This is a genomic window from Pseudorhodobacter antarcticus (assembly GCF_900110135.1).
GTDB classification, from domain to species: Bacteria; Pseudomonadota; Alphaproteobacteria; order Rhodobacterales; family Rhodobacteraceae; genus Pseudorhodobacter; species Pseudorhodobacter antarcticus.
On sequence record NZ_FOCO01000023.1, the window covers coordinates 22,332 to 48,522 of the forward strand.

Consider the following 26,191-nt stretch of genomic DNA (forward strand, 5'->3'; position numbering starts at 1 on the left):
GCGTCAGATGATCGCCGCCTCGCGGTAGGGCTCGCCCTCTCGGATGCGCGCAAAGCCAAGCGGGGACAGATCAAGGCTTCGGTAGGCGCCATAGGTCAAGAATTCTGCCATGCCGCGCCCAATGGCCGGGGCTTGTTGCAACCCATGCCCCGAAAACCCGTTCATAAAGTGGAAATTTTCCACTTGGTCATGCGGGCCAATGATGGCGTTGGCGTCCAACGTGTTCATATCATAACGGCCCGCCCATTCGCGGATCACGCGGATCGCCTCAAACTGCGGGATGGGGGCGGCGAGAGTGGGCCAGATGTGATCATCCCACAAATTGGGGTCCATCGTGAAATCTCTTTGATCGACGCTGGGATCATCCGCTGCGTGCCCACCCGCCATATAAGTGGTTTTGGTGTCTTGGCGCACATGCACGCCCGATGGGTCGATCGTCAGGGGCAGGGGGCGATCCAGCGGGGTTTGCGCGGTGAACACCCAAGTAAATCGCTTGCGCGGCGCAACCGGGATATCAATCCCCGCCATCTGCGTCGCGATCGCCCCACGCGTGCCCGATGCGTTCACGACCTGCCCACAGGTAATCGTGGCGCCAGATTGCAGGGTCACGCTGTCCACGCGGTTGCCTTGCGCGTTGCGGATCATGCTGACCACTTCATCCGTGACAAACGTGGCCCCCAGCCTGCACGCCTCACGGCGGAACCAATCAAACAAGGTGATGCCGTCAAAATACCCTTCATCTTGGGTGTTGATGCTGCCCAAGGTCAGGTCATCAACAGTGTAGAACGGATAGGCGGCTTTGATCTGATCGGGGGTCAACAGCCGTGTGCCTGCGCCAAGTGCCACCTGAACCGCATGGGCCGCGCGCAAATGATCGGCAAAGGCAGGCGTGTTGGCAAGATACATATAGCCAAAGTTCTGGATGCTCAGCCAGGGTGCCGCAGGTGACATCAACAGCGGCAAGTTTTGCACAAACTGCGCACCAAACTGCGTGATTTGGACATTCAATGCTGTTGAAAACTGTTGGCGGATGCAAGAATTGGTCAGGCTGGTCGCGGCGTATTGATAGGTGGGGTCACGTTCCACCACCAAAACGGAGCCATCGAAATCAGGGCTTTGCGCCAAAAACGACGCCAGCGACGATCCCATCATCGCACCGCCCATGATCACAACATCATATGTTTTCGCCGATGATATCATCATCAAACCCCTCCAAAGCATGCGAAACTACACCGCTGACCGCGGTGGTTTGCAAGTGGAATGGTGTGACTGAAACTGTTGGCTGGGGCGGGAGGGATCGAACCTCCGTATGTCGGTACCAAAAACCGATGCCTTACCGCTTGGCGACGCCCCAACTGTGGGAGTTATTTAGCGAAGCCCGCGTGGGGCTGCAAGGGGCTTTTGCGCAAAAAGTCACTTGGTGTTTCAAAGGGGCGCCAAGCCCGCCTTGCAGCCCGCAGGGGCAAGGGATAACAGAGACAAATGCAGGTAGATATCGCGATCATTGGGGCAGGGGCGGCGGGCATGTTTTGCGCGGCGGAGGCGGCGCGGCGTGGCAAATCGGTGTTGATCATCGAGGCAGGCGCGGCCCCGGGCGAAAAGATTCGCATCTCGGGCGGGGGGCGGTGCAATTTCACCAACCTCGGAATTGCGGCGGATCGGTTTGTGTCGCAAAATCCGCGCTTTGCCTTATCTGCCCTTAAGCGCTTTACCCAATGGGATTTTATTGCGCGCCTCGATGCGGCTGGGATTGCGTGGCATGAAAAAACCTTGGGGCAATTGTTTTGTGACGATTCCGCCAAGGACATCGTGGCAATGCTTGTGAAAGATTGTGAAGATAGTGGTGCAACCATTTGGCTTAGAACACAAATTAGCGACGTGACCAAGGGTGCCAACGGCTTTGATCTTGCCACCTCACGCGGGGCTGTGCGGGCGAAAAAGCTGGTTGTGGCTTGCGGTGGCAAGTCGATCCCAAAAATGGGTGCCAGCAGTTTTGGCTATAAAATCGCGGAACAATTTGGGTTGGCACTGGTGGAAACCCGGCCTGGCCTTGTGCCGCTTACCTTTGCCGAACAAGAATTAGAGCCGCTGAAACCCCTTGCCGGGGTTGCCGTCACCGGGGCTGTGCGCTGCGGCAAAACCCAGTTTGACGAGGCGCTTTTGTTCACCCATCGCGGGCTTTCGGGGCCTGCAGTGCTGCAAATTTCCAGCTATTGGCGCGAAGGGCAGGCGATTTCGGTCAACTTGGCCGGGGGCGTCGACACGGCAGCACATCTGCGTGATGTGCGCGGGCAGGCTGGCCGAATTGCGCTGCGCACAGCCTTGGGGCACATTCTGCCGGAACGGCTCGCCCGGCATATTGAGGGCATCAGCGGCATCACCGGCAATCTTGCAGATCAATCCAACGCCAGTCTCGACCGCGTGGCGGGCCTTGTCCAAGACTGGCAAATGCGGCCCGTGGGCACCGAAGGTTACCGCACCGCTGAAGTGACGCTGGGCGGCGTGGATACCGACGCGTTGGACGCCCGAACGATGGAGGCGAAAGCAGTGCCCGGACTTTACTTTATAGGTGAGGTTGTTGACGTAACCGGTTGGTTGGGTGGGTATAACTTTCAATGGGCTTGGTCGTCTGGGTGGGCCGCAGGGCAAGCGGTGTAGGAGTTTTCCACGCACACCACATGCCTTATCTTTTTGTCCGATAATCTATATTATGTAATACAAGCATCATCAATACATTCAATACTTGCAATGTATATCCAATGCAGCGCATAACACACACGTTCAGACCCGCAACAGAAAGCAACAGTGTGCGCCGTTATTTCCCGATCCTAGACTGGTCCAAATCCTATTCCCGTGACACGGCAACCAGTGATCTGGTTGCAGCGCTGATTGTCACGATCATGCTCATCCCGCAATCGCTGGCTTATGCGTTGCTTGCGGGGTTGCCGGCAGAGGTTGGGCTCTACGCCTCTATCCTGCCTCTGGTGATCTATGCGGTCTTTGGCACCTCGCGGACGCTGGCGGTGGGTCCTGTGGCCGTGGCATCCTTGATGACGGCGGCTGCGGTGGGCAAACTGGCCGCGATGGGCACGCCAGAATATTATGGCGCTGCAATCGCGCTGGCATTTTTGTCCGGTGTCATGCTGCTGGGTATGGGCCTGTTGCGGCTGGGGTTTGTCGCCAATTTCCTAAGCCACCCGGTGATTTCGGGATTTGTGACGGCGTCGGGTTTGATCATTGCAGCGGGGCAAATTCCACATCTGCTTGGCATCAAAGCATCGGGTAAAAACCTGTTAGACCTTCTGGGTCAGATTTCCGAAAATATAAGTAATATCAATGCCTTTACTGTTCTGATTGGGGCAAGCGCGATAGGCTTTTTGTTCTGGTCGCGCAAGTATCTGAAGGATTGGCTGTTGGCGCGACACTTCGACCCGCGCTTGGCCAATGTTCTAACGCGTGCAGCCCCGGTTGCGGCGGTGATCGTCACCACGCTGGTCACGGCGGCGTTTGGTTTGAACAGCCACGGTGTGGCGATTGTGGGCGATGTGCCGCGGGGGCTGCCTGTGCCCACCCTGCCCCCGCTGGACCTTGCCCTGTGGTCACAAATCGCGGTGCCAGCGCTGTTGATCGCGGTTGTCGGCTATGTGGAAACAATTTCGGTGGCTCAAACCTTGGCCGCCAAACGCCGCCAACGCATTGATCCCGATCAAGAATTGGTGGCCTTGGGCGCATGTAACATCGGGTCGGCGCTGTCGGGTGGCTTTCCAGTGACGGGCGGGTTTTCGCGCTCGGTCGTGAATTTTGATGCAGGCGCGCAAACGCCAGCGGCGGGTGCGTTCACTGCGGTTGGCATGGCGCTGGCCACCGTGTTCCTGACGCCGCTGTTGTTTTTCCTGCCAAAGGCAACCTTGGCCGCCACGATCATTTTGGCTGTGCTGACGCTGGTGGATTTTGGTGCCATTCGCCGCACGCTGGCCTATAGCCGCACGGATGGAACCGCGATGATTGCGACCATTTTGGTGACATTGGCGTTCGGTGTGGAATCCGGTATTTTGGCAGGCGTCGCGCTGTCGCTGTTTTTGCATCTGTACCGCACCTCGCGCCCGCATGTGGCCATTGTAGGCCAAGTGCCAGGGACGGAGCATTTTCGCAACATTGATCGCCACGCCGTGATCACCGCCGCAGATGTGCTGACAGTGCGCGTAGACGAAAGCCTGTATTTCCCCAACGCTCGGTTTTTAGAGGATTTTATCCAAACCCGTGTCGCCGCAAACCCCGATATCCGCCACTTGGTCCTGATGTTTCCTGCGGTGAACGAAGTCGACAGTTCCGCGCTGGAAAGCCTAGAGGCGATTAACGAAATGCTGCACGCTTCCGGCGTCACGCTGCACCTGTCCGAGGTGAAAGGCCCGGTGATGGACCGTCTGCGCCGCAGTCCGTTTATCACCGATCTGACCGGGGAAGTTTTTCTAACACAATATGACGCGATGGTCTTTTTGGCACCCGAATTGACGGCGAAAACCTTGGCCGCCTGCCGCCGCGACACGGTGCGCAGCAGCGCATAAAAAAGCGGCCCGGAAAGGTTCCCGGGCCGCTTTCATTTCAACAAAGACAATCAGCTAGCCAAAGTTTTTGCAACTTCAGCAGCGAAATCTTCTTTTTCCTTTTCAATGCCTTCGCCGACAGCAATCCGCACGAATGCGGTCACGACAACGCCTGCATCTTTGGCAGCCTGTTCCACGGTGATGTCAGGGTTCATCACGAACTTCTGGCCCATCAGGGTATTTTCTTCCAAAAACTTCTTCATCCGGCCTGGGATGATGTTGTTTTCAATCACCGAATCCGGCTTTGGCTTGGCGGAGGATGCGTTTTCTTCCAGCGCCTTTTGGGTCTGGACGCTGCGCTCACGCTCAACCACTACCGGGTCGAGGTCTGCTTCGGCCAGTGCCAGTGGGTTGGTCGCCGCGATATGCATCGCGATCTGCTTGGCAATCCCGTTGTCGGTACCTTTAACAGCCACCAAAACGCCAATTTTTCCCATGCCATCGGCAGCGGCGTTGTGCACGTAGGCCGCAACGCTGTCGCCCTCAACCAACGCCATGCGGCGCAGCGAGATTTTTTCGCCGATCACTGCCGTGGCACCGGTGATGGTTTCATCAACCGTTTTGCCGTTCACATGCGCCAATGCCAGCTCTTCAACCGACGACACCGCCAAAGCGGCTTGCGTCACACCCGACACCAGCTTTTGGAAATCTGCGTTCTTGGCAACGAAATCGGTTTCGGAGTTCACTTCGACAGCAACACCTTTGCCACCCGAAACAGCCACGCCCACAAGGCCCTCAGCCGCAATACGGTCAGCTTTCTTGGCCGCTTTCGCAAGGCCCTTGGTGCGCAACCAGTCGATCGCGGCTTCCATATCGCCGTCAACTTCGACCAGCGCTTTTTTCGCGTCCATCATGCCGGCACCCGACATTTCGCGCAGTTCTTTCACCATTTGTGCGGTGATTGCCATCTTGGCTCTCCTCATATCATGCGAAAATCCGGCAGGGCTTGCCCCCACCGGATAAATTTACGTCACCGCGTCTCAGGCTTCGGCTACTGCAACAACTTCTTCAATCGGGGCATCTTCCAACGCGCCCAAATCGATACCAGCAGCGCCCATTTGCGCGGACATACCGTCCAGCGCTGCGCGCGAAATCAAGTCGCAATACAGCGCAATCGCGCGTGCCGCGTCATCATTGCCGGGGATCACATAATCCACGCCCTTGGGCGAGCAGTTGGTGTCCACAATCGCAACAACCGGGATGCCCAATTTCTTGGCTTCCAAAATGGCGAGGTCTTCTTTGCCCACATCGATGATAAAGATCAGGTCTGGGGTGCCGCCCATTTCGCGGATACCGCCCAAGGATGCTTGCAGTTTGCCCTGCTCGCGTTCCATGTTCAGACGCTCTTTTTTCGTCAAGCCCTCTGCGCCATTGGCCAACAGCTCATCAAATTGCTTCAAACGCTGGATCGACTGGGAAACGGTTTTCCAGTTGGTCAACGTGCCACCCAACCAACGGTGATTCATGTAAAACTGCGCGGATTTTTCAGCAGCCTCTGCCACGGCCTTTTGGGCTTGGCGCTTGGTGCCCACGAACAAAATGCGGCCGCCCTTGGCAACCGTGTCGCGCACAACTTTCAACGCCTGGTCCAGCATTGGAACCGTCTGCGTCAAGTCGAGAATGTGAATGCCGTTGCGGTCGCCATAGATGTATTCACCCATCTTTGGGTTCCAACGCGCGGTCTGGTGACCGTAGTGTACGCCAGCTTCCAACAACTGACGCATGGTGAACTCAGGAAGAGCCATGCCTTATCCTTTTCCGGTTTGATCCTCGGCAGGGCCGTCTTTAGAACATATGTTCCAACCGGCGGACAGTACAGGATTTCTCCCCGCACAGCCCAAGCCCCACCTGTGAAGTGCGCAGGCCTTACCCCGGCCCAAACCCGATTGCAAGCCCCTGCCCCCAGCTTTGCACCCAGACCAGCATTTTTTAGGTATTTAAGACCAAGATGAATGGGGAGTATTCGTCTTGGCCTCAAATACCTGCGCCGCAGGCTCGGGCGGTTCGGACTTGCGCAGGCAAGCGGTTTGGGCGACATACGATGCCATGAAAACATCAGAAATCCTTTGCATCGGTTCCGTTCTTTGGGATGTGATTGGCCGCGCACCCAATGCGATGCGGCTTGGGGCGGATGTTCCGGGGCGTATCACGCGGTTGCCCGGGGGCGTTGCGCTGAACATTGCGATGACGTTGCGCCGGTTTGGGCTGGTGCCTGCACTGCTTTCTGCGGTGGGGGTGGATGCCGAAGGCGAGGAATTGGTGGCGCGCTGCGACCAAATGGGATTGATCACACAACACATCTATCGGTCAGACGATTTGCCGACCGACGTTTATATGGCGATTGAAGGGGCAAACGGCCTTATCGCAGCGATTGCCGACGCCCATTCGCTGGAGGCAGCAGGCGATAAGGTGCTGCGTGCGCTTTCGGATGGGCGGTTGGGCAGCATAGACGCACCATACAGCGGCATCATCGCCTTGGACGGCAATCTAACCGAAAGCTTGCTGTCACAAATCGCCATATCGCCATTGTTTGCCGCCGCCGATTTGCGCGTGGCCCCTGCCAGTCCCGGCAAGGCGGAACGGCTGTTGCCCCTGCTCACCCATCCCCGCGCCACGCTGTATGTGAACCTTGAGGAAGCGGTTATTTTGACCAAAGAGCCTTACCCAGATGCCGCAAGCGCCGCTGCGGGGTTGATCGCCCGTGGCGCTGCGCGTGTGTTGGTCACTGATGGCGGCAACTCTTGCGCCGAAGGGATGGCATGCGCGGGCGTGATCACCGCCACCCCGCCACAAGTGTTGGTGACCCGCGTGACGGGCGCAGGCGACACCTTCATGGCCGCCCATATTGTCGCGACCCGCAAAGCGGTTTCCCGCCAAGAGGCGCTGAACCGCGCCATCACCGCCGCCGCCGATTACGTTTCCGGAGATATTGGAACATGATAAACCCTTCCCTTTCACTGCGCGCCCCCCTTTCGATTTTGCCCGAAGTGGCCGATGCTTTGGCCACTGGCCGCGCTGTTGTGGCGCTGGAAAGCACCATCATCACCCACGGCATGCCCTATCCGCAAAACATGGATATGGCGCAGCAGGTGGAACAAGACATCCGTGATGCAGGCGCCGTGCCAGCCACGATCGCGGTGATGGGCGGGCAGATCCACATCGGGCTTTCGCAGGCAGCGCTTGCAGCATTGGCGCAAACCCCACATGCACGCAAACTGTCGCGCGCCGATATGGCGGCCTGTTTGGTCAGCGGTGATACTGGGGCCACAACAGTGGCGGCCACGATGATCGCAGCCCAGCTTGCGGGAATTGATGTGTTTGCGACAGGCGGCATCGGCGGTGTGCATCGCGGGGCGGAAACCAGTTTTGACATCTCGGCCGATCTGACCGAACTCGCACGCACCGCCGTAACCGTAGTTTGTGCCGGGGCCAAGGCGATCCTCGATATTCCCAAAACGCTTGAAGTGTTAGAGACGTATGGCGTGACCGTCATCGCCTATGGCCAATCCGAATTTCCGGGATTTTGGGCGCGCAATTCTGGCCTGCCGGCACCATTACGCTTTGATACGGCGGCAGATATCGCGCAGGCGCATTTGATGCGCGCCCGCCTTGGATTGGCGGGTGGCCAGTTGGTGGCAAACCCCATCCCATTGCAGGATGAAATCCCCCTGCCCCAGATCACCCCGATGATCGAACAAGCCTTGGCCGAGGCTGCGGCGCAAAATATGGCCGCCAAATCCGTGACACCCTTTTTGCTGGATCGGATATTCGCGCTGACTGCGGGGCGTTCGTTGACCGCAAACATCGCCCTTGTGCGCAACAACGCGCGCCTTGGGGCCGAAATTGCCCAAGAAATTGCTACCGCGCGGGCATTGACCCGGTAACAAGGCCATTTGCCATTGCAGTTGTTCCGCGCGGCCCATAAATTAGCCGCGTAAAAAGGGTGCTATATGACCAACCAACCAATCATTCCGCCCAAAAAGCGTGGCCTGATCGTGGGCCTGCGCGCCAGCTTTTTGACCGGGCTTGTGGTGGTATTGCCTATTGGGTTGACGCTGTACCTGATTTGGACAGTCACGGGTTGGATTGACGGGTTTGTGCTGCCCTTCATCCCCGAACGGTTCCAGCCGTCGGAATGGTTTGGCTATTGGTTCTGCCCACCCCATTCCGGCCCTGCCACGGGCCTGTCGCAGTTTTGGATGTCAGACCCCGCATCGCCACCGTTTTTCTGCAAGGAAAACGGCATCAACCTGCGTGGCACTGGCGTTATCATCTTTTTGCTGTTCACCATCTTCATGGGGTGGATCGCGCGCGGTTTGATCGGACGGTCGTTTTTGAACTGGGCCGAACGGCTGGTTGACCGCACGCCCGTGGTGCGCAGCATTTACAGCGGCATCAAGCAAATCGCCGAAACTGTGTTCGCCCAAACCGATCAAAATTTCGAAAAGGCTTGCTTGGTCGAATACCCGAAGGAGGGGATTTGGGCCATCGGCTTCATCTCCACCGCAGCCAAGGGTGAGATTAAAGCGCGGTTCCCAGAACATGATGAAATGCTGTCGGTGTTTTTGCCGACCACGCCCAATCCGACCTCGGGGTTTTTGCTGTTCGTGCCGTCAACCGATGTGCGGATGCTGGATATGAAGATTGAAGATGCCGCCAAGTTGATCATTTCCGCCGGGCTGGTCTATCCAAATGGCAAGGACAAAGACGGCGTGGCGATTACGCAGCCCCCTGCATCAGTCAAGTAACGCCATCGGGTCCACCGTGCCGTGTTTGCCCAAAGCCGCGCCATGCGTGACCAAAAACAAATCCGTTGCCGCGCGCCCCGCGGCCTTTAGCTGCGCCAACAGCGCGGGCGTCGGCAACAGTTTGCTGCTGGCCGACAAGCCGTTCATCAACGGATCATCCGCGATCAAATGCAGCGCCACATCCTTCATGCTGCCCTTTTCCAACTGCCCGGATGCCAGCAACCGTTTGACAAAAGCAATCGCGCGCAAATCCCGCAACAAAGGTGCGTTAAAGCTGATCTCATTAATCCGGTTTTGAATTTCCAACGGGCTTTGCGGAATGGCCCCGCGCAGCAATGGGTTGATTGCAACAATGATAAGATCGTCTGGCAAACCCTTTTCATACAACGGAAACAGCGCTGGGTTGCCAGAATATCCACCATCCCACCATGCCTCCATTTGCCCCGTCACAGGGTCGGGCGCCTCCACCGCTTGAAACGCGGTGGGCAAGCAGGCCGAGGCCATAAGCGCCTCTGGCGTGATGTTTTGCCCGGTAAACACCCCGATTTTACCCGACCGCACATTGGTTGCATTTACAAACAAACGCGGCCCCGCATCGGCGCAGACTTGGGAAAAATCAAAACTCGCCACCACCGGGGCCAATGGGTTTTTCCACGCGGCCCCCATCGCATAGGGCGAAAACATCTGCGATGCGATCCCTTGCGGCGATGTTTTGAACGTGTTTTCCCACGCATCCGTCATCGCGGCGGCAAAGGGCAAAACGGGCTGCATCCACGCGGACAGGCGCATGTCGCCCACCTGCCCCACCGTGGCCCACAGCGCGTCCAATGCGGCCCGCGCCCCGTCACGCCCGCCCGTCACCATCCCCGATTTGAACGCCGCCCCGTTCAGCGCCCCTGCGGATGTGCCCGAAATCGCAGCAACCTCTACCCCGGTTTCATCCAACAAACGGTCCAGCACGCCCCAAGTGAACGCGCCATGCGCGCCGCCCCCTTGCAGGGCAAGATTGACACGAACCACGCTCACAAGGCGGTCCAACCACCATCAACGGAAATCGTGGTGCCGGTGATCTGGTCTGCGGACGGCGAACACAGGAACACGACCGTGCCGCCAAGCTGTGTGGTCGTCGCAAACTGGCGGCTGGGCTGGCGGTCCAGCATCACCTCGCGGATGACCGTTTCGCGGTCCATACTGTGCTTTTTCATCTGATCGGGGATCTGCGCCTCTACCAACGGCGTCAAAACATAGCCGGGACAGACCGCGTTGCAGGTGATACCCGCCCCCGCCGTTTCCAAAGCAGTCACCTTGGACAGCCCAACCACGCCATGCTTTGCCGCCACATAGGCTGATTTATAGGGGCTGGCCGTCAACCCATGCGCGGAGGCGATATTGACCACGCGCCCCCAGCCTTTCGCCCGCATCATCGGCAAGGCGGCAGCCGTGGTGTGAAACGCCGACGACAAATTGATCGCAATAATCGCGTTCCACTTGTCGACCGCAAACTCTTCAATCGCGGCAACATGCTGAATACCCGCGTTGTTCACTAAGATGTCACAGGCCCCGGCCTGCGCGATCAACTTGCGGCACGCATCCCCAGCCGACATATCCGCCTGAACATAGCGCACGGTGACGCCATGCTGCGCCGCAATGTCTGCGGCCAGCGCGTGATCTTCATCCCGGTTGGTGAACGAGTTGATGACAACATCCGCCCCCGCCCGCGCCAATTCATGCGCAATCCCAAGGCCGATGCCAGAGTTGGACCCAGTGATAACGGCGGTTTTTCCTGCAAGTGTCATGGCATGCCCCTTGATTGCTGCGCTTGCAGCATCCTGTCACGCGACCGGACGAAAGGGAACGCCCCACCCCACACAATTGCGTTTGCCCCGCCCACCGGGCCAAAAAAAAACGCCAGCACGAAGCTGGCGTTAAGTTATTGAGGCAGGTTTCATACAGGCAAGAAACCTATCGAGCAGTCCTTACTTTATACGCGTTAACTTGCCAGGGGCCAAGTAAAAAGTTTGAACATCCGCGAAACCAGCCCTAGTGTCTGCGCCATGAAACCTTGGTGAAATGGGATTGTTGACGGAATGAAATATCAATTTTTCGCGAAGTTGCGCAATGCAACAGCCCTGTTTTTCCTCTGTCTCGTGGCGATTCCCGCGCAGGCGCAGCCACAACACGCCATTGCTATGTATGGTGACCCAGCGTTACCACCTGATTTTGTGTCCCTGCCATACGCGAACGCCAACGCGCCCCAAGGCGGCCGCATCATTTTTGGCGAATCGGGCAGCTTCGATTCGCTTAACCCCTTCATTTTGAAAGGCCGTGCGCCTTGGGGGCAAACGGCCCTGACCACCGAAACTCTGTTGGGGCGGTCGTTTGATGAACCTTTCACACTGTACGGCTTGCTGGCCGAAACCGTGGAAACCGACGCCGCGCGCAGTTTCGTGGAATTTACGCTGCGCGACACCGCACGGTTCAGCGATGGCAGCCCGGTGACGGTCGACGATGTGCTGTGGTCGTTTGAAACATTGGGCACCATCGGCCACCCGCGCTATCTGAACAGTTGGACAAAGGTGGCAAAGGCCGAAATCACTGGCCCCCAGTCTGTCAAAATCACTTTCAACACCACCGACCGCGAATTGCCCCTTATCATGGGTCTGCGCCCGATCTTGCAAAAGGCGCAATGGCAGGGCAAGGATTTCACCGCCTCCACGTTAGAGGCGCCAATCGGTTCTGGCCCCTATATTATTGGAAAATCGGAAACCGGGCGCTTTATTTCCTTTGTGAAGAACCCCGATTGGTGGGGGCGTGATTTGCCCTTTAACAAGGGCCGCCATAACTTGGGCGAGGTGCGCTATGATTATTTCGGTGACAGTGGCGTGATGTTTGAGGCGTTTAAAGCGGGCGAATTGACCAGCTACCGCGAAACCAACGCCGCCAAATGGGATCAGCAATACAGCTTTCCCGCCATGACCGCGGGCGATGTTGTCAAATCCGAAATCCCCCATTCCCGCCCCTCAGGGATGGACGGGTTTGTGATGAACACCCGCCGCGCGCAGTTCATCGATTGGCGGGTGCGCGAGGCGTTGATTTCGGCCTTCAACTTTGAACAGATCAACACCACGATCACAGGCGGCGCCGCCCCGCGCATCCAGTCCTATTTCCACAATTCGGTTTTGGCGATGGCCTCCGGCACCCCTGCCACGGGCGCGGAACTGGCGCTGTTGCAACCCTTTGCGGACGGTCTGTTGCCGGGCGTGATCGACGGATATGCCCTGCCCATCGCCGACAATGCCACCAACCGCAAAAACATTCGCGCCGCCAAAGGCTTGCTGGAACAGGCAGGCTGGGCCCCCGATGCGGCGGGCGTGTTGCGCGATGCGGCAGGCACGCCATTTGCCTTTGACATCTTGCTGACCAATGGCAATGCCGAAGTAACCACCATCGCCAATATGTATATTGAGGCGCTCAAACCGCTTGGCATCACGGCCACCCTGACCAGCATCGACAGCGCGCAGATGACCGAACGCACCAACGCTTATGACTTTGACATGACACATATGATCCGGTCGATGTCCCTGTCGCCGGGCAATGAACAAAACCTCTATTGGGGGGCGGCGGGTGTCACAGACCCCGGCAGCCGCAACTGGATGGGCATGAATGTCCCCGCCGCACAGGCCATGATAGATGCGATGCTGAACGCCCAAACCGAAGGTGATTTTGTCGCCGCCACCAAGGCGCTTGACCGCGTGTTAACCGCTGGGCGCTATGTCGTGCCTTTCTGGTACTCGAAATATTCGCGCCTGGCCCATGCCAAGCAATTGCAATTCCCCACCACATTGCCAATTTACGGCGATTGGCCGGGGTTCCAACCCGATGTTTGGTGGTATCAGCCAGATTAAGACCACCCCTAACCTTACGCCCCAAAACCCGGCCCCCCTTGGCCCGCAAAAATGAGAAGATGATGAAACACAAAACCCTTTTCCTGCGTCCACTTGCCCTCCTCGCCCTCCTTGCGGCACTCTCCGCTTGCGGGACGGTTGATGGCATCGGGCGCGACCTGTCAGGCGCCTCCAACCGCGTCTCAAATATGCTTTAACCGCACGCGCAGGCCTGCTATAGCGGCGTTGTTTTGCAGCGCCTCCGGCCCCATCGGCCTGCGGCGTGACTGCAATTAAGACCCGATCAAGGGATGCCCCATCTTGCCAAGCCTGCATAACCTGTGCCGCTTTTCGCCCGGCCTGTCGCCGTTGATGCTGAACATTCTTGTCGCGGCCTTCATAATGGCCCTGCACAACAACACATTCTGGACGCGCAGCTTTGCCGCCTATGGCGCAAGTTACAGCACCACGGCGCTGTTTGGGGCGGCGGTGTTCGCGCTGACCTTGCTTGTGATCACCCTGTTCGCCGTGCGCTGGTTCCAAAAGCCGGTTTTGGCATTTTTGCTTATCCTCGGCGCTGTCACCTCTTATTACCAAGATACTCTGGGGGCCACGATTGACCGTGAAATGATCCAAAACGCGATCACCACCACGGTCACGGAATCCAAACATCTGATCACCCCGAATTTCATGTTCCATGTAATCTGGGCGGGTATTTTGCCCGCATTGGTCGTGGCGTTTGTCACGGTCAAACGGTCTCAGCCATTGCGCGCGGGGCTGATTTGGGGTGCCAGTGTTCTGGGCTCTGCCGCGCTGTGTGTCGGTCTCCTCCTCCTCAACTTCTCGACGTTTTCGGTGACCTTGCGCGCTGATAAATCCCTGATGGCGGCTTATCAGCCGGGTGCGCCTTTGTCGGCCACGCTGCGCTATGCGCGGATGCTGCAAAAATCGGCGCGCTTGCCGTTGCAGCCTTACGGCACCGATGCCAAAACCGATGGTGAGGTGGCGCGCGCCACCAAACCCATCCTGATCGTGCTGGTTGCAGGCGAAACCGCACGGGCGCAAAACTGGTCCTTGGGTGGCTACGGGCGTGACACCAACCCAGAACTGGCCAAACGCGACATTACCTATTTCTCCAACACCAGCAGCTGTGGCACCGCCACGGCCGTGTCGCTGCCCTGCATGTTTTCCCATCTTGGCCGCACCGATTACAGCTATGAAGGCGGTTTGGGGTCAGAAAACCTGCTCGATCTGCTTGGCCGTGCTGGCTATAAGGTTGAATGGTGGGACAACAACACCGGCGACAAGAATATCGCCGACCGCTTTCCCGTCAAATCCTTCATCACCTCCACCGACCCGCGTTATTGCGCCGATGGGGAATGTACCGATGGCATATTTTTGGACGCATTGACCGATTATGCCGCCACCATGACGCAAAACACTGTGCTGGTTTTGCACATGATCGGCAGCCACGGCCCGTCCTATTATCTGCGCTATCCAGCCGAATTCGAACGCTTCACCCCCGCCTGCAAAACCGCAGAGCTGAAGAATTGTGAAGCCGCCGACATCGTCAACGCCTATGACAACACAATCCTTTATACCGATCATATCCTTGCCAGCATGATCGACATTTTGGACAACCAAGACCGCGTGATGACGACCTTGTTCTACGCCTCTGACCACGGCGAATCCTTGGGCGAAAATGGGCTGTACTTGCACGGCGCGCCCTATTTTATGGCGCCCGAATACCAGACCCGCGTGCCGATGCTGTTGTGGTTTGGCAAGGACTATGGGCACACCTTTGAAATTGACACCGACTGTGTCGGGCAAAAAGCAAACGATATCACCAGCCATGACAACATCTTCAGCACCGTTTTGCGGCTGGCCGATGTGCATACAAAGGTAATTGATCCCGCGCTGGATCTAATTTCAAGCTGCCACCCTGATGAAAGCTGATAAAGTGACCAAACCCCGCCCCGCCCGCGTTACAGGCATCGCCCATCTGTTTGCGGCCACCGGATATTCTATTGCGGGCATCCGCCGCCTTTGGGCCGAAACCGCCTTTCGCCATGAAATCCTTGGCCTGCCCGTGGTCATGCTGCTCTTTTGGACCATCAGCGCGCCGCTTTGGGCCTTTGGCGGATTCGCCCTCCTCTGGCTCCTCCTCATCGCGGTGGAGGCGTTGAATACCGCGGTTGAGGCGATTGTCGACCACGTTTCCCCCGATTGGTCGGTGGCAGCGCGCGATGCCAAGGATTTGGGGTCGCTGGCGGTCATGGCGCTTATCATTGCCAATGCAGGGTTTGTGGGCGGGGTGGTTTGGGGCGTGGTGGCGGCCTAACCCCCGCCACTATCTTGCAACGCGCGCCCCACAAGGTTAGCACGGCCTCCATGCAGTCCATCACCCATGCCCCCCCTTATCCACCCCTGCCCGCCCGTTTCAACCTCGCGGCGCATGTGTTGGCCCAAACGCAGTCCCGCCCGGATGCGGTGGCGCTGCAGGTGCTGGGCGAAAACAGCACCGAAACCCTGACCTATGGCGCGGTGTTGCGCGCGGTCCAAGGGGTGGCATCTGGGCTGTTGGCCCAAGGGCTGACGCCGGGCGACCGCGTGCTGATGCGGCTGGGCAACAGCGTGGAATTTCCCGTGGTGTTTCTTGCCGCGATCTGTGCGGGGCTTGTGCCTGTGCCCACGTCGGCACAATTGACTGGGCCAGAGGTGGCAAAGCTGTGCGATCTGGTGGAACCTGCCTTGATCGTGGCCGCCCCCGGCGTGCCACTGCCCGATGCGCTAACCTGCCCCATCCTGCCCGCACATCAGTTGGCGGCGATGCACGCCCTGACGCCCTGCCCCTTTGATCTGGGCGATGCCAACCGTCTGGCTTATATCATCTTCACCTCCGGCACCTCGGGCCACCCCCAAGCGGTCGCCCATGCACATCGCGCCATTCTGGGCCGCGCCATGATGCTGCATGGCTGGTACGGCCTGCGCGCCAGCGACCGTTTGCTGCACGCGGGGGCGTTCAACTGGACCTATACCCTTGGTACCGGATTGATGGATCCATGGACCGTCGGCGCCACCGCCCTTATCCCCGCAGCCGGCACACCCGCCAGCGCCCTGCCCGCCCTGCTTGCAACCTCACAGGCCACCATTTTCGCGGCAGCCCCCGGCGTTTACCGCCAGCTTTTGCGCGCTGATATCCCCCCCCTACCACACCTGCGCCACGGCTTGTCCGCGGGCGAGGCATTGGCCCCTGCCACCCGCACCGCCTGGACCCAAGCAACCAAAACCCCGGTGTTTGAGGCGTTTGGCATGTCCGAAATCTCCACCTTCATCTCGGGCAGCCCGGACCGCCCCGCGCCCACAGGCAGCACTGGATACGCGCAACCGGGCCGCCATGTGGCACTGCTTGCCCCAGATGGCACCCCAGTGCCCATCAACACCCCCGGCATCCTTGCCGTTCACCGAAATGACCCCGGCCTTTTCCTTGGCTATTTCCGCGACCCGGATGCAACCATCAGCCGTTTCGCGGGCGATTGGTATCTGACCGGCGATATCGGTCAAATGGCCCCAGATGGCGCGATCACCTATCTGGGCCGCAATGATGATATGATGAACGCCGGCGGGTTTCGCGTCGCCCCCAGCGAGGTGGAAGCAGCAATGGCCCAACACCCCTCAATCACCGATTGCGCCGCGATAGAGGTGACGGTCGCCCCCGGCACCACCATCATCGCTTGCGTTTATGCCAGCGCGCTGCCCCTAGACCCGGCCACACTTGCCGCCCACGCCGAAACCACGCTTGCGCGCTACAAACACCCCCGCGCCTTTCACCACCAAACAACCCTGCCCCGCACGGCCAATGGCAAACTGAACCGCAAGGCCCTGCGCGCCGCTTTCACCCCGAACTGACACCCCAAAACCAAAACGGACCCGCCCTATGATCCGCCTAGACATCTTTTCCGACCCGATCTGCCCTTGGTGCTACATCGGCAAAGCGTTCCTTGACCGCGCGCTTGAAAGCCGCCCCAACCACCCCTTCGCCATCGCTTGGCACCCGTTCCAATTGAACCCCGACATGCCCGCAACAGGCATGGACCGCCGCACCTATCTGGAACGCAAATTCGGCGGCAAACAACAAGCAGTGGAGGTGTATGGCCGCATCGAACGCGCCGCACAGGATGCGGGCGTCGAGATTGATTTTGCCGCAATCCAGCGCACCCCCAACACGATGAACGCCCAACGCCTTATCCATTGGGCCGGGCTGGAGGGGCGGCAAGCCGCGCTGGTATCCACCTTGTTTCGCGCCTATTTTCGCGATGGTCAGGATATTGGTAACACCGACACCCTGATCACGCTGGCCCAATCCGCAGGGATGGACCCTGCCGCCACCGAACGCTTGCTGGCCACTGACGCCGACCGCGCAGACCTAATCGCGCGCGACACCGATTCCCGTCAAAAAGGCCTGTCGGGTGTGCCCGCGTTCCTTGTGGCCCAGCAATATGTCATGTCCGGCGCGCAGCCCGTCGCCACATGGCAACAGGTGATAGATGAATTGGCCGCACCCACGCCAGACGGTAGCGGGCCGGTTATGTAACCCCAAATGCCGCCCCTGTGACCTTGGGGCGGTCTTTTGCGTCTTGCCCTTGTGGCACCGACAGGCGATATCCGCACCAATACGCCCGGGCGCACTTGCGCTTGCCTGCGGCCCAAAATGGGCGCGCGCGCAGATCCGGCGATCAGACCAAAGGCCAGCCAGCATGACCCAAACCGCCAAACGCATGGGGCAACCCGAATTTATCGCCATGATCGCGATGCTGTTCGCCACCATCGCCTTTTCCATCGACAGCATGCTGCCAGCCTTGCCCACCATTGCGGCCGAACTGTCGCCACTCGCCCCCAACAATGCACAACTCATCTTGACCAGCTTCGTTTTGGGCATGGGCCTTGGCACATTTTTCGCAGGCCCATTGTCCGACAGCTTCGGACGCAGGCCAGTGATCGTGTTTGGCGCGGTTCTTTATTGTGCGGCGGCCTTTGCGGCCTATATCGCCCCCACATTGGAAACCATGCTGCTGGCCCGCGTGGTCCAAGGGCTGGGGGCCGCCGCCCCGCGCGTGGTGTCATTGGCACTGGTGCGCGACCTGTACAAAGGCCGCGATATGGCCCGCGTGGTCAGCTTTGCGATGATGATCTTCACGCTTGTCCCCGCCATTGCCCCCTTGGCGGCCACGGGTATTATCGCGGCCTTTGGCTGGCGCTCCATCTTTTTGGCGTTTGTGATCTTCTCGGTTATCTCCCTCACTTGGCTGATGCTGCGCCAACCCGAAACCCTGACACCCGAAAACCGCCGCCCCTTCCGCGCCGCCCCCCTATGGGCCGCCTTGCGAGAGGTGTTGTCGCATCGCACCATCGCTATCAGCATCGGCGTGCAAACCCTTATTTTTGGGGCACTTTTTGGCACGCTCTCCTCCGCGCAACCGATATTTGAGGTGCCTTTTGGGCGCGGTCCCGAATTTCCCCTGTGGTTTGCCTTGATCGCGGTTTGTGCCGGGTTCGCCAGCCCCTTGAATGCGGTTTTGGTTGGCCGCCTCGGGATGCGCTATCTGATCACCCGCACGCTGATTGGCCAAATCGTGCTGTCTGGCAGCCTTGTCGCCCTAACCCTAACAGGCGCGTTGCCCACCCCACTGGTGTTCCCCGCTTTCGTGATGTGGATGATCGGCGTGTTCGCAATGGCGGGGCTAACGCTGGGCAACCTGAACGCGCTCGCGCTTGAACCCGTGGGCCATATCGCGGGTATGGCCGCGTCCGTCACCGGGGCGATTGCCACCATTCTGGCCGTCGCACTCGCCGTCCCTTTGGGCTTGGCGTTTGACGGCACAATTTTGCCTTTGATCACAGGGGTGGCCGTGATGGCCGCAATCGCGCTGGCGTTGATGCTGTCGATGCCAAAGGATAAATCCTGATACAATCGTGACTTGTTTGGGGCAAATTGCCGCATACATCCCCCCGCGCGCGGGCTAGGGTCCGGCATCTGATCACAAGAAAGAAAAATGATGCTTATTCCACGCCAAAAAACGCCCGATCTTTCCTTGCCAATGCTGGGCGGCGGCCAGTTCGATCTGTCGCAACCGGGCACGCCGCGCGGCACCGTCATCGCCTTTTACCGTGGCCTGCACTGCCCACTCTGCGCCACTTATCTGAAGGAGCTGGAGCGTCTAACCCCAGAATTTGCCAAACGCGGCGTTGGCACCATCGCAATTTCCTCCGATGCTGAGGAACGGACCAAAGCCATGGCCGACAAGATTGAGGCAAGCCACCTGCGCTTCGCCCACTCCCTGCCGCTGACCTTGGCGCGCGATTGGGGGCTTTATATCTCCACCTCACGCGGAAAAACATCCATCGGGATTGAAGAACCAGCGCTGTTTTCCGAACCCGGTCTGTTCATGGTGAACGCCGATCAAACGCTTTATTACATGAGCGTGCAAACCATGCCCTTCGTGCGGCCGCATTTCTCAGAACTCTTGGGCGCATTGGATTTTGCGATTGATAAGGGTTATCCTGCCCGCGGCGAATACACAGGCGCCGTCTAAGATTTTGGCGCGCCCCACACGGGGCGCGTTATTTCTTTAATTCCAACAGCTTCTCGGCCAACGCTTTGGCAATTCCAAACGCCCCTTTGATCCGCTCGCCTTCGGTTTTCCAATCCTGCACCAGCACGATCTTGTTGCCATTCACCCGCGCACCCGCTTGGGCTTTGATGAAATCCACCAACCCCGCCGGATTGGCAAATTTATCGTTGTGAAACTGCACCGTGGCCCCTTTTGGCCCCGCGTCCAACTTGGCAATACCCGCCCGTTTGCACATCGCCTTGATCCGCACGACCAGCATCAGGGTGTTCACCTCTTTGGGCAACGGCCCAAAACGGTCAATCAATTCGGCCGCAAACCCTTCCAATTCCACCTTGGTGGCAAGGCCCGACAAACGGCGGTACAGGCCCAACCGCAGGTCAAGGTCGGGCACATAAACCTCTGGTATCAATACAGGAACGCCCAAATTGATGTTCGGCGCCCATTGATCGTCCATCTCGGCCAGCCCCGAAATTTCGCCAGACCGCAGCTTGGCAATCGTATCCTCCAGCATGGATTGATACAGCTCATACCCAACCTCTTTGATATGGCCCGATTGTTCCTCACCCAGCAGGTTACCTGCACCGCGCAGGTCCAAGTCATGGCTGGCCAAATTGAAACCAGCGCCAAGGCTGTCAAGACTGCCCAACAATCGCAACCGTTTCATCGCTTGCGGCGTCAACGGCGCGCGCGGTTTGGTGGTCAGGTAACAATAGGCCCGCGTTTTGGCCCGCCCAACCCGGCCACGAATTTGATAGAGTTGCGACAGGCCAAACATATCGGCCCGATGCACGATCATCGTGTTGGCGGTTGGAATATCCAAACCTGATTCAACGATAGAGGTTGCAACCAGAACATCATGTTTTCCATCGTAAAAATCATTCATGCGCTGGTCCAAATCACCCGCCGCCAACTGCCCATGCGCCACCAGATAATTCACCTCCGGCACATGGGTTTTCAAAAAATCCTCTACGAAAGGCAAATCCGAAATGCGCGGCACCACAAAGAACGATTGCCCCCCGCGATACCGTTCGCGCAACAACGCCTCGCGCACGGTTACTGTATCAAATTCAGACACATAGGTTCGAATGGCAAGCCGGTCCACAGGCGGCGTCGCGATGATCGACAAATCGCGCACCCCCGTCAGCGACAGTTGCAACGTGCGCGGTATCGGCGTCGCGGTCAACGTCAGCACATGCACATCAGACCGCATTTCCTTCAACCGTTCTTTGTGGCCCACGCCAAAATGCTGCTCCTCGTCAATCACCAACAACCCAAGGTTCTTGAACTTGATCGCTTTTGCCAACACGGCATGGGTCCCCACCACAATATCCACCGTACCATCACTAATCCCTGCGCGCGTGCCTGCTGCATCCTTTGCGCTAACAAACCGCGACAAGGGCCTGACATTGATGGGAAATCCGCGAAACCGTTCGGCAAAGCTGCGGTAATGTTGGCGCGCCAGCAAGGTCGTGGGCGCAATAATCGCCACCTGCATCCCCGACAGCGCCGCCACAAACGCGCCCCGCATCGCCACTTCGGTTTTGCCAAAGCCCACATCGCCGACCACCAAACGGTCCATCGGGCTGCCCGCCTCCAAATCCGCGACCACATCGGCAATCGCGGTCAGCTGATCTTCGGTTTCGGTATAGGGGAACCGCGCGGCAAACGCCTCCCACATGCCATGCGGGGCCTCCAGCACAGGCGCTTTGCGCAAATGCCGTTCCGCCGCAATCCGCATCAGGCGTTCCGCAATCTCGCGGATCCGCGCTTTCAACTTGGCCTTTTTCGCCTGCCACGCGCCGCCGCCCAAACGGTCCAACAACCCTTCTTCATGGCCATAGCGGCTTAAAAGTTCAATGTTTTCAACAGGTAGATACAGCTTAGCGTTTTCCGCATATTCAATGCTGATACATTCATGCGGCGCGCCAAGCGCCGTTATCATCTCCAGCCCGTGATAACGGCCAACCCCATGTTCGACATGCACCACCAAATCGCCGGGGCTCAACGTCTCCACATCGCGCAGAAAATTATCGGCCTTGCGTTTGCGTTTGGGTTTGCCAACCAAGCGGTCGCCCAGCACATCCTGTTCCGATATCACGGCCAGTCCGGGGGCGGTAAACCCCGCCTCCAACGGCCAGATCATCAGGTACAACCCGCCCTTGCCCGTCACATCGCGCAGATCGGCGATATCCACCGCCCCCAACACACCTTGGTCCGACAACAGGCCGCGCAACCGTTCGCGCGCCCCGTCCGACCAACTGGCAATCACCACATTCGCCTCTTTGCGCAATACATGAACATGATCTGCCAATACATTGAACAGGCTTATGTTTTCTTGCTGTCGTTCTGGCGCAAAACTGCGCCCCATGCGCCCACCTGCATCCAAAACACCCGGCCCCGGCGATTGCGCCAGCGGTGACAATTGCACCACACGCAAACCCGCCACGACAGCTGCCCAAGCCGCATCATCCAAATACAACAACCCCGGGGCCGCAGGTTTATAGACGCTGTCGACCCGACCTTTGGCTCGCATCGCTTCCTGCCGCGCGTCATATTGGTCATCAATACTGTCCCAACGGGCCAGCCGCGCGGGCGTCACCTGATCGTCCAGCATGACGGACGCGCCGGGCACATAATCAAACACGGTTTCCAGCGTGGCGTGGAAAAACGGCAGCCAATGTTCCATCCCTTGGTTCTTGCGCCCCGCACTTACTGCCTCATACAGCGGGTCGTCGGCCCCGCCTACGCCAAATTCCACCCGGTAATTCTGGCGAAACCGCGAAATCGCCGCCTCGTCCAAGATCACCTCAGACACGGGGGCAAAATCCACCGCTGTCAGCTTTTCGGTGGTGCGCTGGGTCTGCGCATCAAACCGCCGCGCACCGTCCAGCACATCGCCAAACAGATCAAGGCGCACAGGCCCCAATGGCCCCGGCGGGTAAATATCAATAATCCCGCCGCGAATGGCATAATCACCCGGTTCTGCAACCGTTGGGCTGGGGGTAAACCCCATCCGCGTTAGGAAATTGCGCAAAACGCTTTCATCCAAACGGTGGCCAACGGTCGCGGAAAACGATGCCTCGCGCAGCACCGCCCGGGCAGGCAACCGCTGGGTGGCAGCGTTCAGCGTGGTCAGCAAAACGAACGGCCCCGGCACCCCTTGCGCCAGCGCGGCTAAGGTGGCCATGCGCCGCGAAATGATGTCGGGGTTGGGCGACACGCGATCATAGGGCAAGCAATCCCACGCAGGCAGTTCCAGCACCACAACATCGGGCGCCATGACCGCCAGCGCCTCGCGCATCGCCTCCAACCGCTTGTCGTCGCGCGCGATGTGGATTACGGGCGCACCACGCCCCAATTCGCGCGCCAGCAGGGCCGCATCAAACCCTTCGGGCGCACCGCCAAGAAAAATACGATCAGCCACAGGTCACCGCATCCACAGATTAAAAACCTGCATATTTTGCCACATGCCCCACATTGATGTGATGAAAATCGACACCATTCCAATGCCTTGTACGGTCATCCTATGGCGGCCAAGGCGGCGGTACAACGCCTCCTCCTCCAGCGCATCGGCAACAATTTGCCGCGCGGTCGACAGGCTTAGCGCCCAGACCAACATCATCGGGGCCGCCAACAAAAACACCGCCTGCGCAAATTCAATGTCATAAAAGAAGCCCAAAACGATCAAAATCGTCATGGTAAACGTGGTCAATCCAATCAACCACAACCCCGACACTTGGGCGATAAACAGCATCCGCCGCGTATTGATGCCAATCATATCATGCAAATCCTGCGCCGCCTGCCCGCCTTTTCTGCGCGCGCGCACCACCATATCAAACGGCACACCCAGCACCCAATGGCTGGCCGTGGACCACAAAACCGCCAATGCAATCCAAAACCACAGATTCGAAAAGGATCGCATGTCGATTAGATCGAAAATCGTTTGATACCAACTCACTGCACGGCCCTTTTCGTCAATTTCATCGACCCACGGCACAACTGCCGCATGCACTTGTCACATTCCTACTCTTGAGGCGCGGGCTTTTCCATGCCACCCAGAACAAATACCTCGCATCCCTTGCAGATGCACCACAGCCGCAGGAGACATCATGACGCCCACCATCGGTCAATATCCCGCCGCCCGCTTTCGCCGCCTGCGCAAATCCGATGCGTTGCGGCGATTGGCACAGGAAAATGCGCTGTCGGTGAATGATCTGATCTGGCCCATGTTTGTGCGCGACGGCGTGAATATCACGGACCCAATCGCGTCGATGCCCGGCGTCTCGCGCCTGTCGGTTGATCTGATTGTCAAACAGGCCGAAACGGCGGCCACCCTTGGCATCCCCGCGATTTGCTTGTTTCCCTACACGGACCCAGACAAACGGACCGAGGATTGCGCCGAGGCGTGGAACCCAAGCAACCTTGCAAACACCGCCATTCGCGCGATCAAAGCTGCGGTGCCCCACATCGCCGTAATGACCGATGTGGCGCTGGACCCCTATAACATCAACGGCCATGACGGTTTGGTGCGCAACGGTATCATCCTGAACGATGAAACGATCGAGGCGTTGGTGAAAATGTCATTGGCGCAGGCCGAGGCGGGCGCAGATATCCTTGGCCCATCGGATATGATGGACGGGCGCATCGGGGCCATGCGCGCGGCGTTGGAAATGTCGGGCCACCGCGACGTGGCCATCCTATCTTATGCGGCGAAATATGCGTCGGCCTTTTACGGCCCGTTTCGCGATGCGGTGGGGGCCGGGTCGCGCTTGGTGGGCGACAAGAAAACCTATCAAATGAACCCCGCCAACACGGATGAGGCGCTGCGCCTCGTCCAGCGCGACCTGACCGAGGGCGCAGATATGGTGATGGTCAAACCCGGTATGCCTTACTTGGATATTTGCCGTCGAGTCAAAGATGCGTTTGGCGCGCCGACCTATGCTTATCAAGTGTCGGGGGAATACGCGATGATCATGGCCGCCGCGCAAAACGGCTGGATTGATGGTGAAAAGGCGATGCTGGAAAGCATGATGGCGTTTCGCCGTGCCGGATGCGATGGCGTGCTGACCTATTTCGCCCCGCGTGTGGCACAAATTTTGCACAATGGCGGCTAAGGGCGGGGGGCAAGAATACGCCCACCCCCACCCAAACAGATGACAGACGGGCAAAACCGCGCTATCCTTAGCCATCAAGGCCAGTCAGGCCCAATAAATTGTACAAACAGCGACCGTGGACCTACCCCGGCGCAAGTAAAATGAGGCGGCAGATGACAATTTTGAATCGGCGGATTTTCATGGGTGCTGCGGCATCGACCTTGGCGCTGGGGGGCTGTGCAAACGGCATCGGCGGCGGCGGCGCGCCCCGACTTGATGCCCGCGTCGATGCCACCCGCGATTTCCTGTTTGGCCGCTATCCCGGCACCCGCGAATTGGCCGCGAAAAGCCAAGGGGTGCTGTTCATGCCCCTGATCACCGAGGCGGGCTTTGGCATCGGTGCCGCTTATGGCCAAGGGGCGTTGCGCATCAATGATGTGACGGTGGATTACTATTCCACCACCCGTGCCACCATCGGCTTTCAGATCGGCGCGCAGCAATATGCCCACGCGTTGTTTTTCCTCACCGAAAGCGCGCTTGGTGATTTCCGCCGCGCGTCCGGTTGGGCCGCAGGGGCTGATATTCGCTATGCCACCCCAGACCAAGGCGCAAGCATTGGCAAGGATACCACCGAAATTGATCCTGTGGTCGCGCTTATCTTTGGCCAATCCGGGCTTATTGCGGGCGCCACGCTGGCGGGCACCAAATATACCCGCATCCTCCCGTAAACGGCGGTCTTGCAGGCGGCGTGTTTGGGAAACATGCCATCCACATGTAGATTCACCCATAAAAAGCACAATTTTGGACCTTAAGTAACTGATTTCGTTGACGCCGCGTTCTGCCGAACCAGATGGGTGACGCATCGGATTCACAAAATGACATCATCGGATTCACAAAAAACGCCATTATTGTCAGATATCACGCTTTTATTGCCAAAAAGAGCGTCCATAGGTGCATCCTTTCCTTTATTAAACAGCATAAATGGCGGCGTCCCCTGCGAGGCGAGAAACGACGCCATATCGGACCGGCGATAGATGCGTGCGCCGAGGCATGAGGCATCCACGGCGGGCATGATGCCGGCTATCGTCAGCTCCCGAAGGACGGACGTGAAATGCCGTTCCACCTGGCGAGCAACCAAAGTATCCGTCTTGATCAAGCCTCTTTAATCACCCAATTTCGGTTTGCTTTGATGAGGGCGTTGGCGAGTTCAATCAGCTTTCGCATGAGCGC

General features: G+C 58.5%; 23 protein-coding genes and 1 tRNA gene. 15 read left to right on the top strand and 9 right to left on the bottom strand.

Annotated elements, in window-relative coordinates; translation table 11 throughout:
• Positions 1-3: 3 nt before the first annotated feature.
• Positions 4-1,203 (bottom strand): NAD(P)/FAD-dependent oxidoreductase, encoded by a 1,200-nt coding sequence (locus BMY36_RS12120; protein WP_139194034.1) that lies wholly within the window; start codon positions 1,201-1,203, stop codon positions 4-6.
• Between the two features lie 76 nt (positions 1,204-1,279).
• Positions 1,280-1,354, bottom strand: a tRNA-Gln gene (locus tag BMY36_RS12125).
• A gap of 128 nt (positions 1,355-1,482) precedes the next feature.
• On the opposite strand from BMY36_RS12125, the gene BMY36_RS12130 reads away from it, so the two are divergent.
• Both BMY36_RS12130 and BMY36_RS12135 read left to right on the top strand, forming a co-directional pair.
• Entirely contained in the window at positions 1,483-2,658 is a 1,176-nt protein-coding gene (locus tag BMY36_RS12130) for a BaiN/RdsA family NAD(P)/FAD-dependent oxidoreductase (protein WP_050518949.1), read from the top strand.
• 101 nt (positions 2,659-2,759) lie between these two features.
• The gene (locus BMY36_RS12135; RefSeq protein ID WP_050518950.1) at positions 2,760-4,565 is read left to right on the top strand and encodes a SulP family inorganic anion transporter; all 1,806 of its coding nucleotides are present in this window, start codon (positions 2,760-2,762) and stop codon (positions 4,563-4,565) included.
• A 50-nt stretch (positions 4,566-4,615) separates the two neighbouring features.
• Here BMY36_RS12135 and tsf read toward each other — a convergent pair whose 3' ends face one another.
• Entirely contained in the window at positions 4,616-5,512 is an 897-nt protein-coding gene (gene tsf / locus BMY36_RS12140; RefSeq protein ID WP_050518951.1) for a translation elongation factor Ts, read from the bottom strand.
• A 72-nt stretch (positions 5,513-5,584) separates the two neighbouring features.
• The gene (gene rpsB, locus BMY36_RS12145) at positions 5,585-6,349 is read right to left on the bottom strand and encodes a 30S ribosomal protein S2 (protein ID WP_050518952.1); all 765 of its coding nucleotides are present in this window, start codon (positions 6,347-6,349) and stop codon (positions 5,585-5,587) included.
• A 301-nt stretch (positions 6,350-6,650) separates the two neighbouring features.
• Between rpsB and BMY36_RS12150 the strand changes: the two genes are divergently transcribed.
• The 3 genes from BMY36_RS12150 to BMY36_RS12160 all read left to right on the top strand — a co-directional run bounded on the left by BMY36_RS12150 (position 6,651) and on the right by BMY36_RS12160 (position 9,352).
• Positions 6,651-7,544, top strand: a complete 894-nt coding sequence (locus BMY36_RS12150; protein ID WP_050518953.1) for a PfkB family carbohydrate kinase — start codon at positions 6,651-6,653, stop codon at positions 7,542-7,544.
• A 17-nt stretch (positions 7,545-7,561) separates the two neighbouring features.
• Complete coding sequence (locus BMY36_RS12155; RefSeq protein WP_050518971.1) at positions 7,562-8,488, top strand: pseudouridine-5'-phosphate glycosidase; 927 nt, start codon at positions 7,562-7,564, stop codon at positions 8,486-8,488.
• A 66-nt stretch (positions 8,489-8,554) separates the two neighbouring features.
• Complete coding sequence (locus tag BMY36_RS12160; protein WP_050518954.1) at positions 8,555-9,352, top strand: DUF502 domain-containing protein; 798 nt, start codon at positions 8,555-8,557, stop codon at positions 9,350-9,352.
• On the opposite strand, the gene BMY36_RS12165 is transcribed toward BMY36_RS12160, so the two are convergent.
• Positions 9,341-10,372 (bottom strand): patatin-like phospholipase family protein, encoded by a 1,032-nt coding sequence (locus BMY36_RS12165; protein ID WP_050518972.1) that lies wholly within the window; start codon positions 10,370-10,372, stop codon positions 9,341-9,343. The two genes, BMY36_RS12160 and BMY36_RS12165, sit on opposite strands and share 12 nt — an antisense overlap.
• A 2-nt stretch (positions 10,373-10,374) precedes the next feature.
• Positions 10,375-11,148 carry a 3-hydroxybutyrate dehydrogenase gene (locus BMY36_RS12170; RefSeq protein ID WP_050518955.1) on the bottom strand — a complete coding sequence of 258 codons (774 nt, stop codon included), beginning with the start codon at positions 11,146-11,148 and terminating at the stop codon, positions 10,375-10,377.
• Positions 11,149-11,439: 291 nt separating this feature from the next.
• Here BMY36_RS12170 and BMY36_RS12175 point away from each other — a divergent pair, with 291 nt between their 5' ends.
• The 8 genes from BMY36_RS12175 to BMY36_RS12205 all read left to right on the top strand — a co-directional run bounded on the left by BMY36_RS12175 (position 11,440) and on the right by BMY36_RS12205 (position 19,829).
• Entirely contained in the window at positions 11,440-13,257 is a 1,818-nt protein-coding gene (locus BMY36_RS12175) for an extracellular solute-binding protein (protein ID WP_050518956.1), read from the top strand.
• Positions 13,258-13,319: 62 nt separating this feature from the next.
• A complete protein-coding gene (locus BMY36_RS19525; protein ID WP_139194036.1) occupies positions 13,320-13,454 on the top strand; it encodes an entericidin EcnA/B family protein in 135 nt (44 codons plus the stop codon).
• A gap of 103 nt (positions 13,455-13,557) precedes the next feature.
• Positions 13,558-15,192: a phosphoethanolamine transferase gene (locus BMY36_RS12180; RefSeq protein ID WP_231579672.1), complete on the top strand. Its 1,635-nt coding sequence runs from the start codon at positions 13,558-13,560 to the stop codon at positions 15,190-15,192.
• On the top strand, positions 15,182-15,577 hold the full coding sequence (locus BMY36_RS12185; RefSeq protein ID WP_050518957.1) for a diacylglycerol kinase: 396 nt from the start codon (positions 15,182-15,184) through the stop codon (positions 15,575-15,577). The genes BMY36_RS12180 and BMY36_RS12185 overlap by 11 nt, the downstream gene beginning before the upstream one ends.
• A 50-nt stretch (positions 15,578-15,627) precedes the next feature.
• Entirely contained in the window at positions 15,628-17,145 is a 1,518-nt protein-coding gene (locus BMY36_RS12190; RefSeq protein WP_050518958.1) for a class I adenylate-forming enzyme family protein, read from the top strand.
• Positions 17,146-17,173: 28 nt separating this feature from the next.
• The gene (locus BMY36_RS12195) at positions 17,174-17,830 is read left to right on the top strand and encodes a DsbA family oxidoreductase (protein ID WP_050518959.1); all 657 of its coding nucleotides are present in this window, start codon (positions 17,174-17,176) and stop codon (positions 17,828-17,830) included.
• A 163-nt stretch (positions 17,831-17,993) separates the two neighbouring features.
• Entirely contained in the window at positions 17,994-19,202 is a 1,209-nt protein-coding gene (locus tag BMY36_RS12200) for a multidrug effflux MFS transporter (RefSeq protein WP_050518960.1), read from the top strand.
• Positions 19,203-19,292: 90 nt separating this feature from the next.
• A complete protein-coding gene (locus tag BMY36_RS12205; protein ID WP_050518961.1) occupies positions 19,293-19,829 on the top strand; it encodes a peroxiredoxin-like family protein in 537 nt (178 codons plus the stop codon).
• A 28-nt stretch (positions 19,830-19,857) separates the two neighbouring features.
• On the opposite strand, the gene mfd is transcribed toward BMY36_RS12205, so the two are convergent.
• Together mfd and BMY36_RS12215 are read right to left on the bottom strand one after the other, a co-directional pair.
• Entirely contained in the window at positions 19,858-23,292 is a 3,435-nt protein-coding gene (gene mfd / locus BMY36_RS12210; protein WP_050518962.1) for a transcription-repair coupling factor, read from the bottom strand.
• Positions 23,293-23,295: 3 nt separating this feature from the next.
• Positions 23,296-23,826 carry a hypothetical protein gene (locus BMY36_RS12215; RefSeq protein ID WP_050518974.1) on the bottom strand — a complete coding sequence of 177 codons (531 nt, stop codon included), beginning with the start codon at positions 23,824-23,826 and terminating at the stop codon, positions 23,296-23,298.
• Positions 23,827-23,977: 151 nt separating this feature from the next.
• Between BMY36_RS12215 and hemB the strand changes: the two genes are divergently transcribed.
• Together hemB and BMY36_RS12225 are read left to right on the top strand one after the other, a co-directional pair.
• A complete protein-coding gene (hemB, locus tag BMY36_RS12220; RefSeq protein ID WP_050518963.1) occupies positions 23,978-24,982 on the top strand; it encodes a porphobilinogen synthase in 1,005 nt (334 codons plus the stop codon).
• 152 nt (positions 24,983-25,134) lie between these two features.
• Positions 25,135-25,689: a lipid-binding SYLF domain-containing protein gene (locus BMY36_RS12225; protein ID WP_050518964.1), complete on the top strand. Its 555-nt coding sequence runs from the start codon at positions 25,135-25,137 to the stop codon at positions 25,687-25,689.
• A 140-nt stretch (positions 25,690-25,829) separates the two neighbouring features.
• Here BMY36_RS12225 and BMY36_RS12230 read toward each other — a convergent pair whose 3' ends face one another.
• Positions 25,830-26,117 (bottom strand): hypothetical protein, encoded by a 288-nt coding sequence (locus BMY36_RS12230; RefSeq protein WP_050518965.1) that lies wholly within the window; start codon positions 26,115-26,117, stop codon positions 25,830-25,832.
• Positions 26,118-26,191 lie beyond the last annotated feature (74 nt).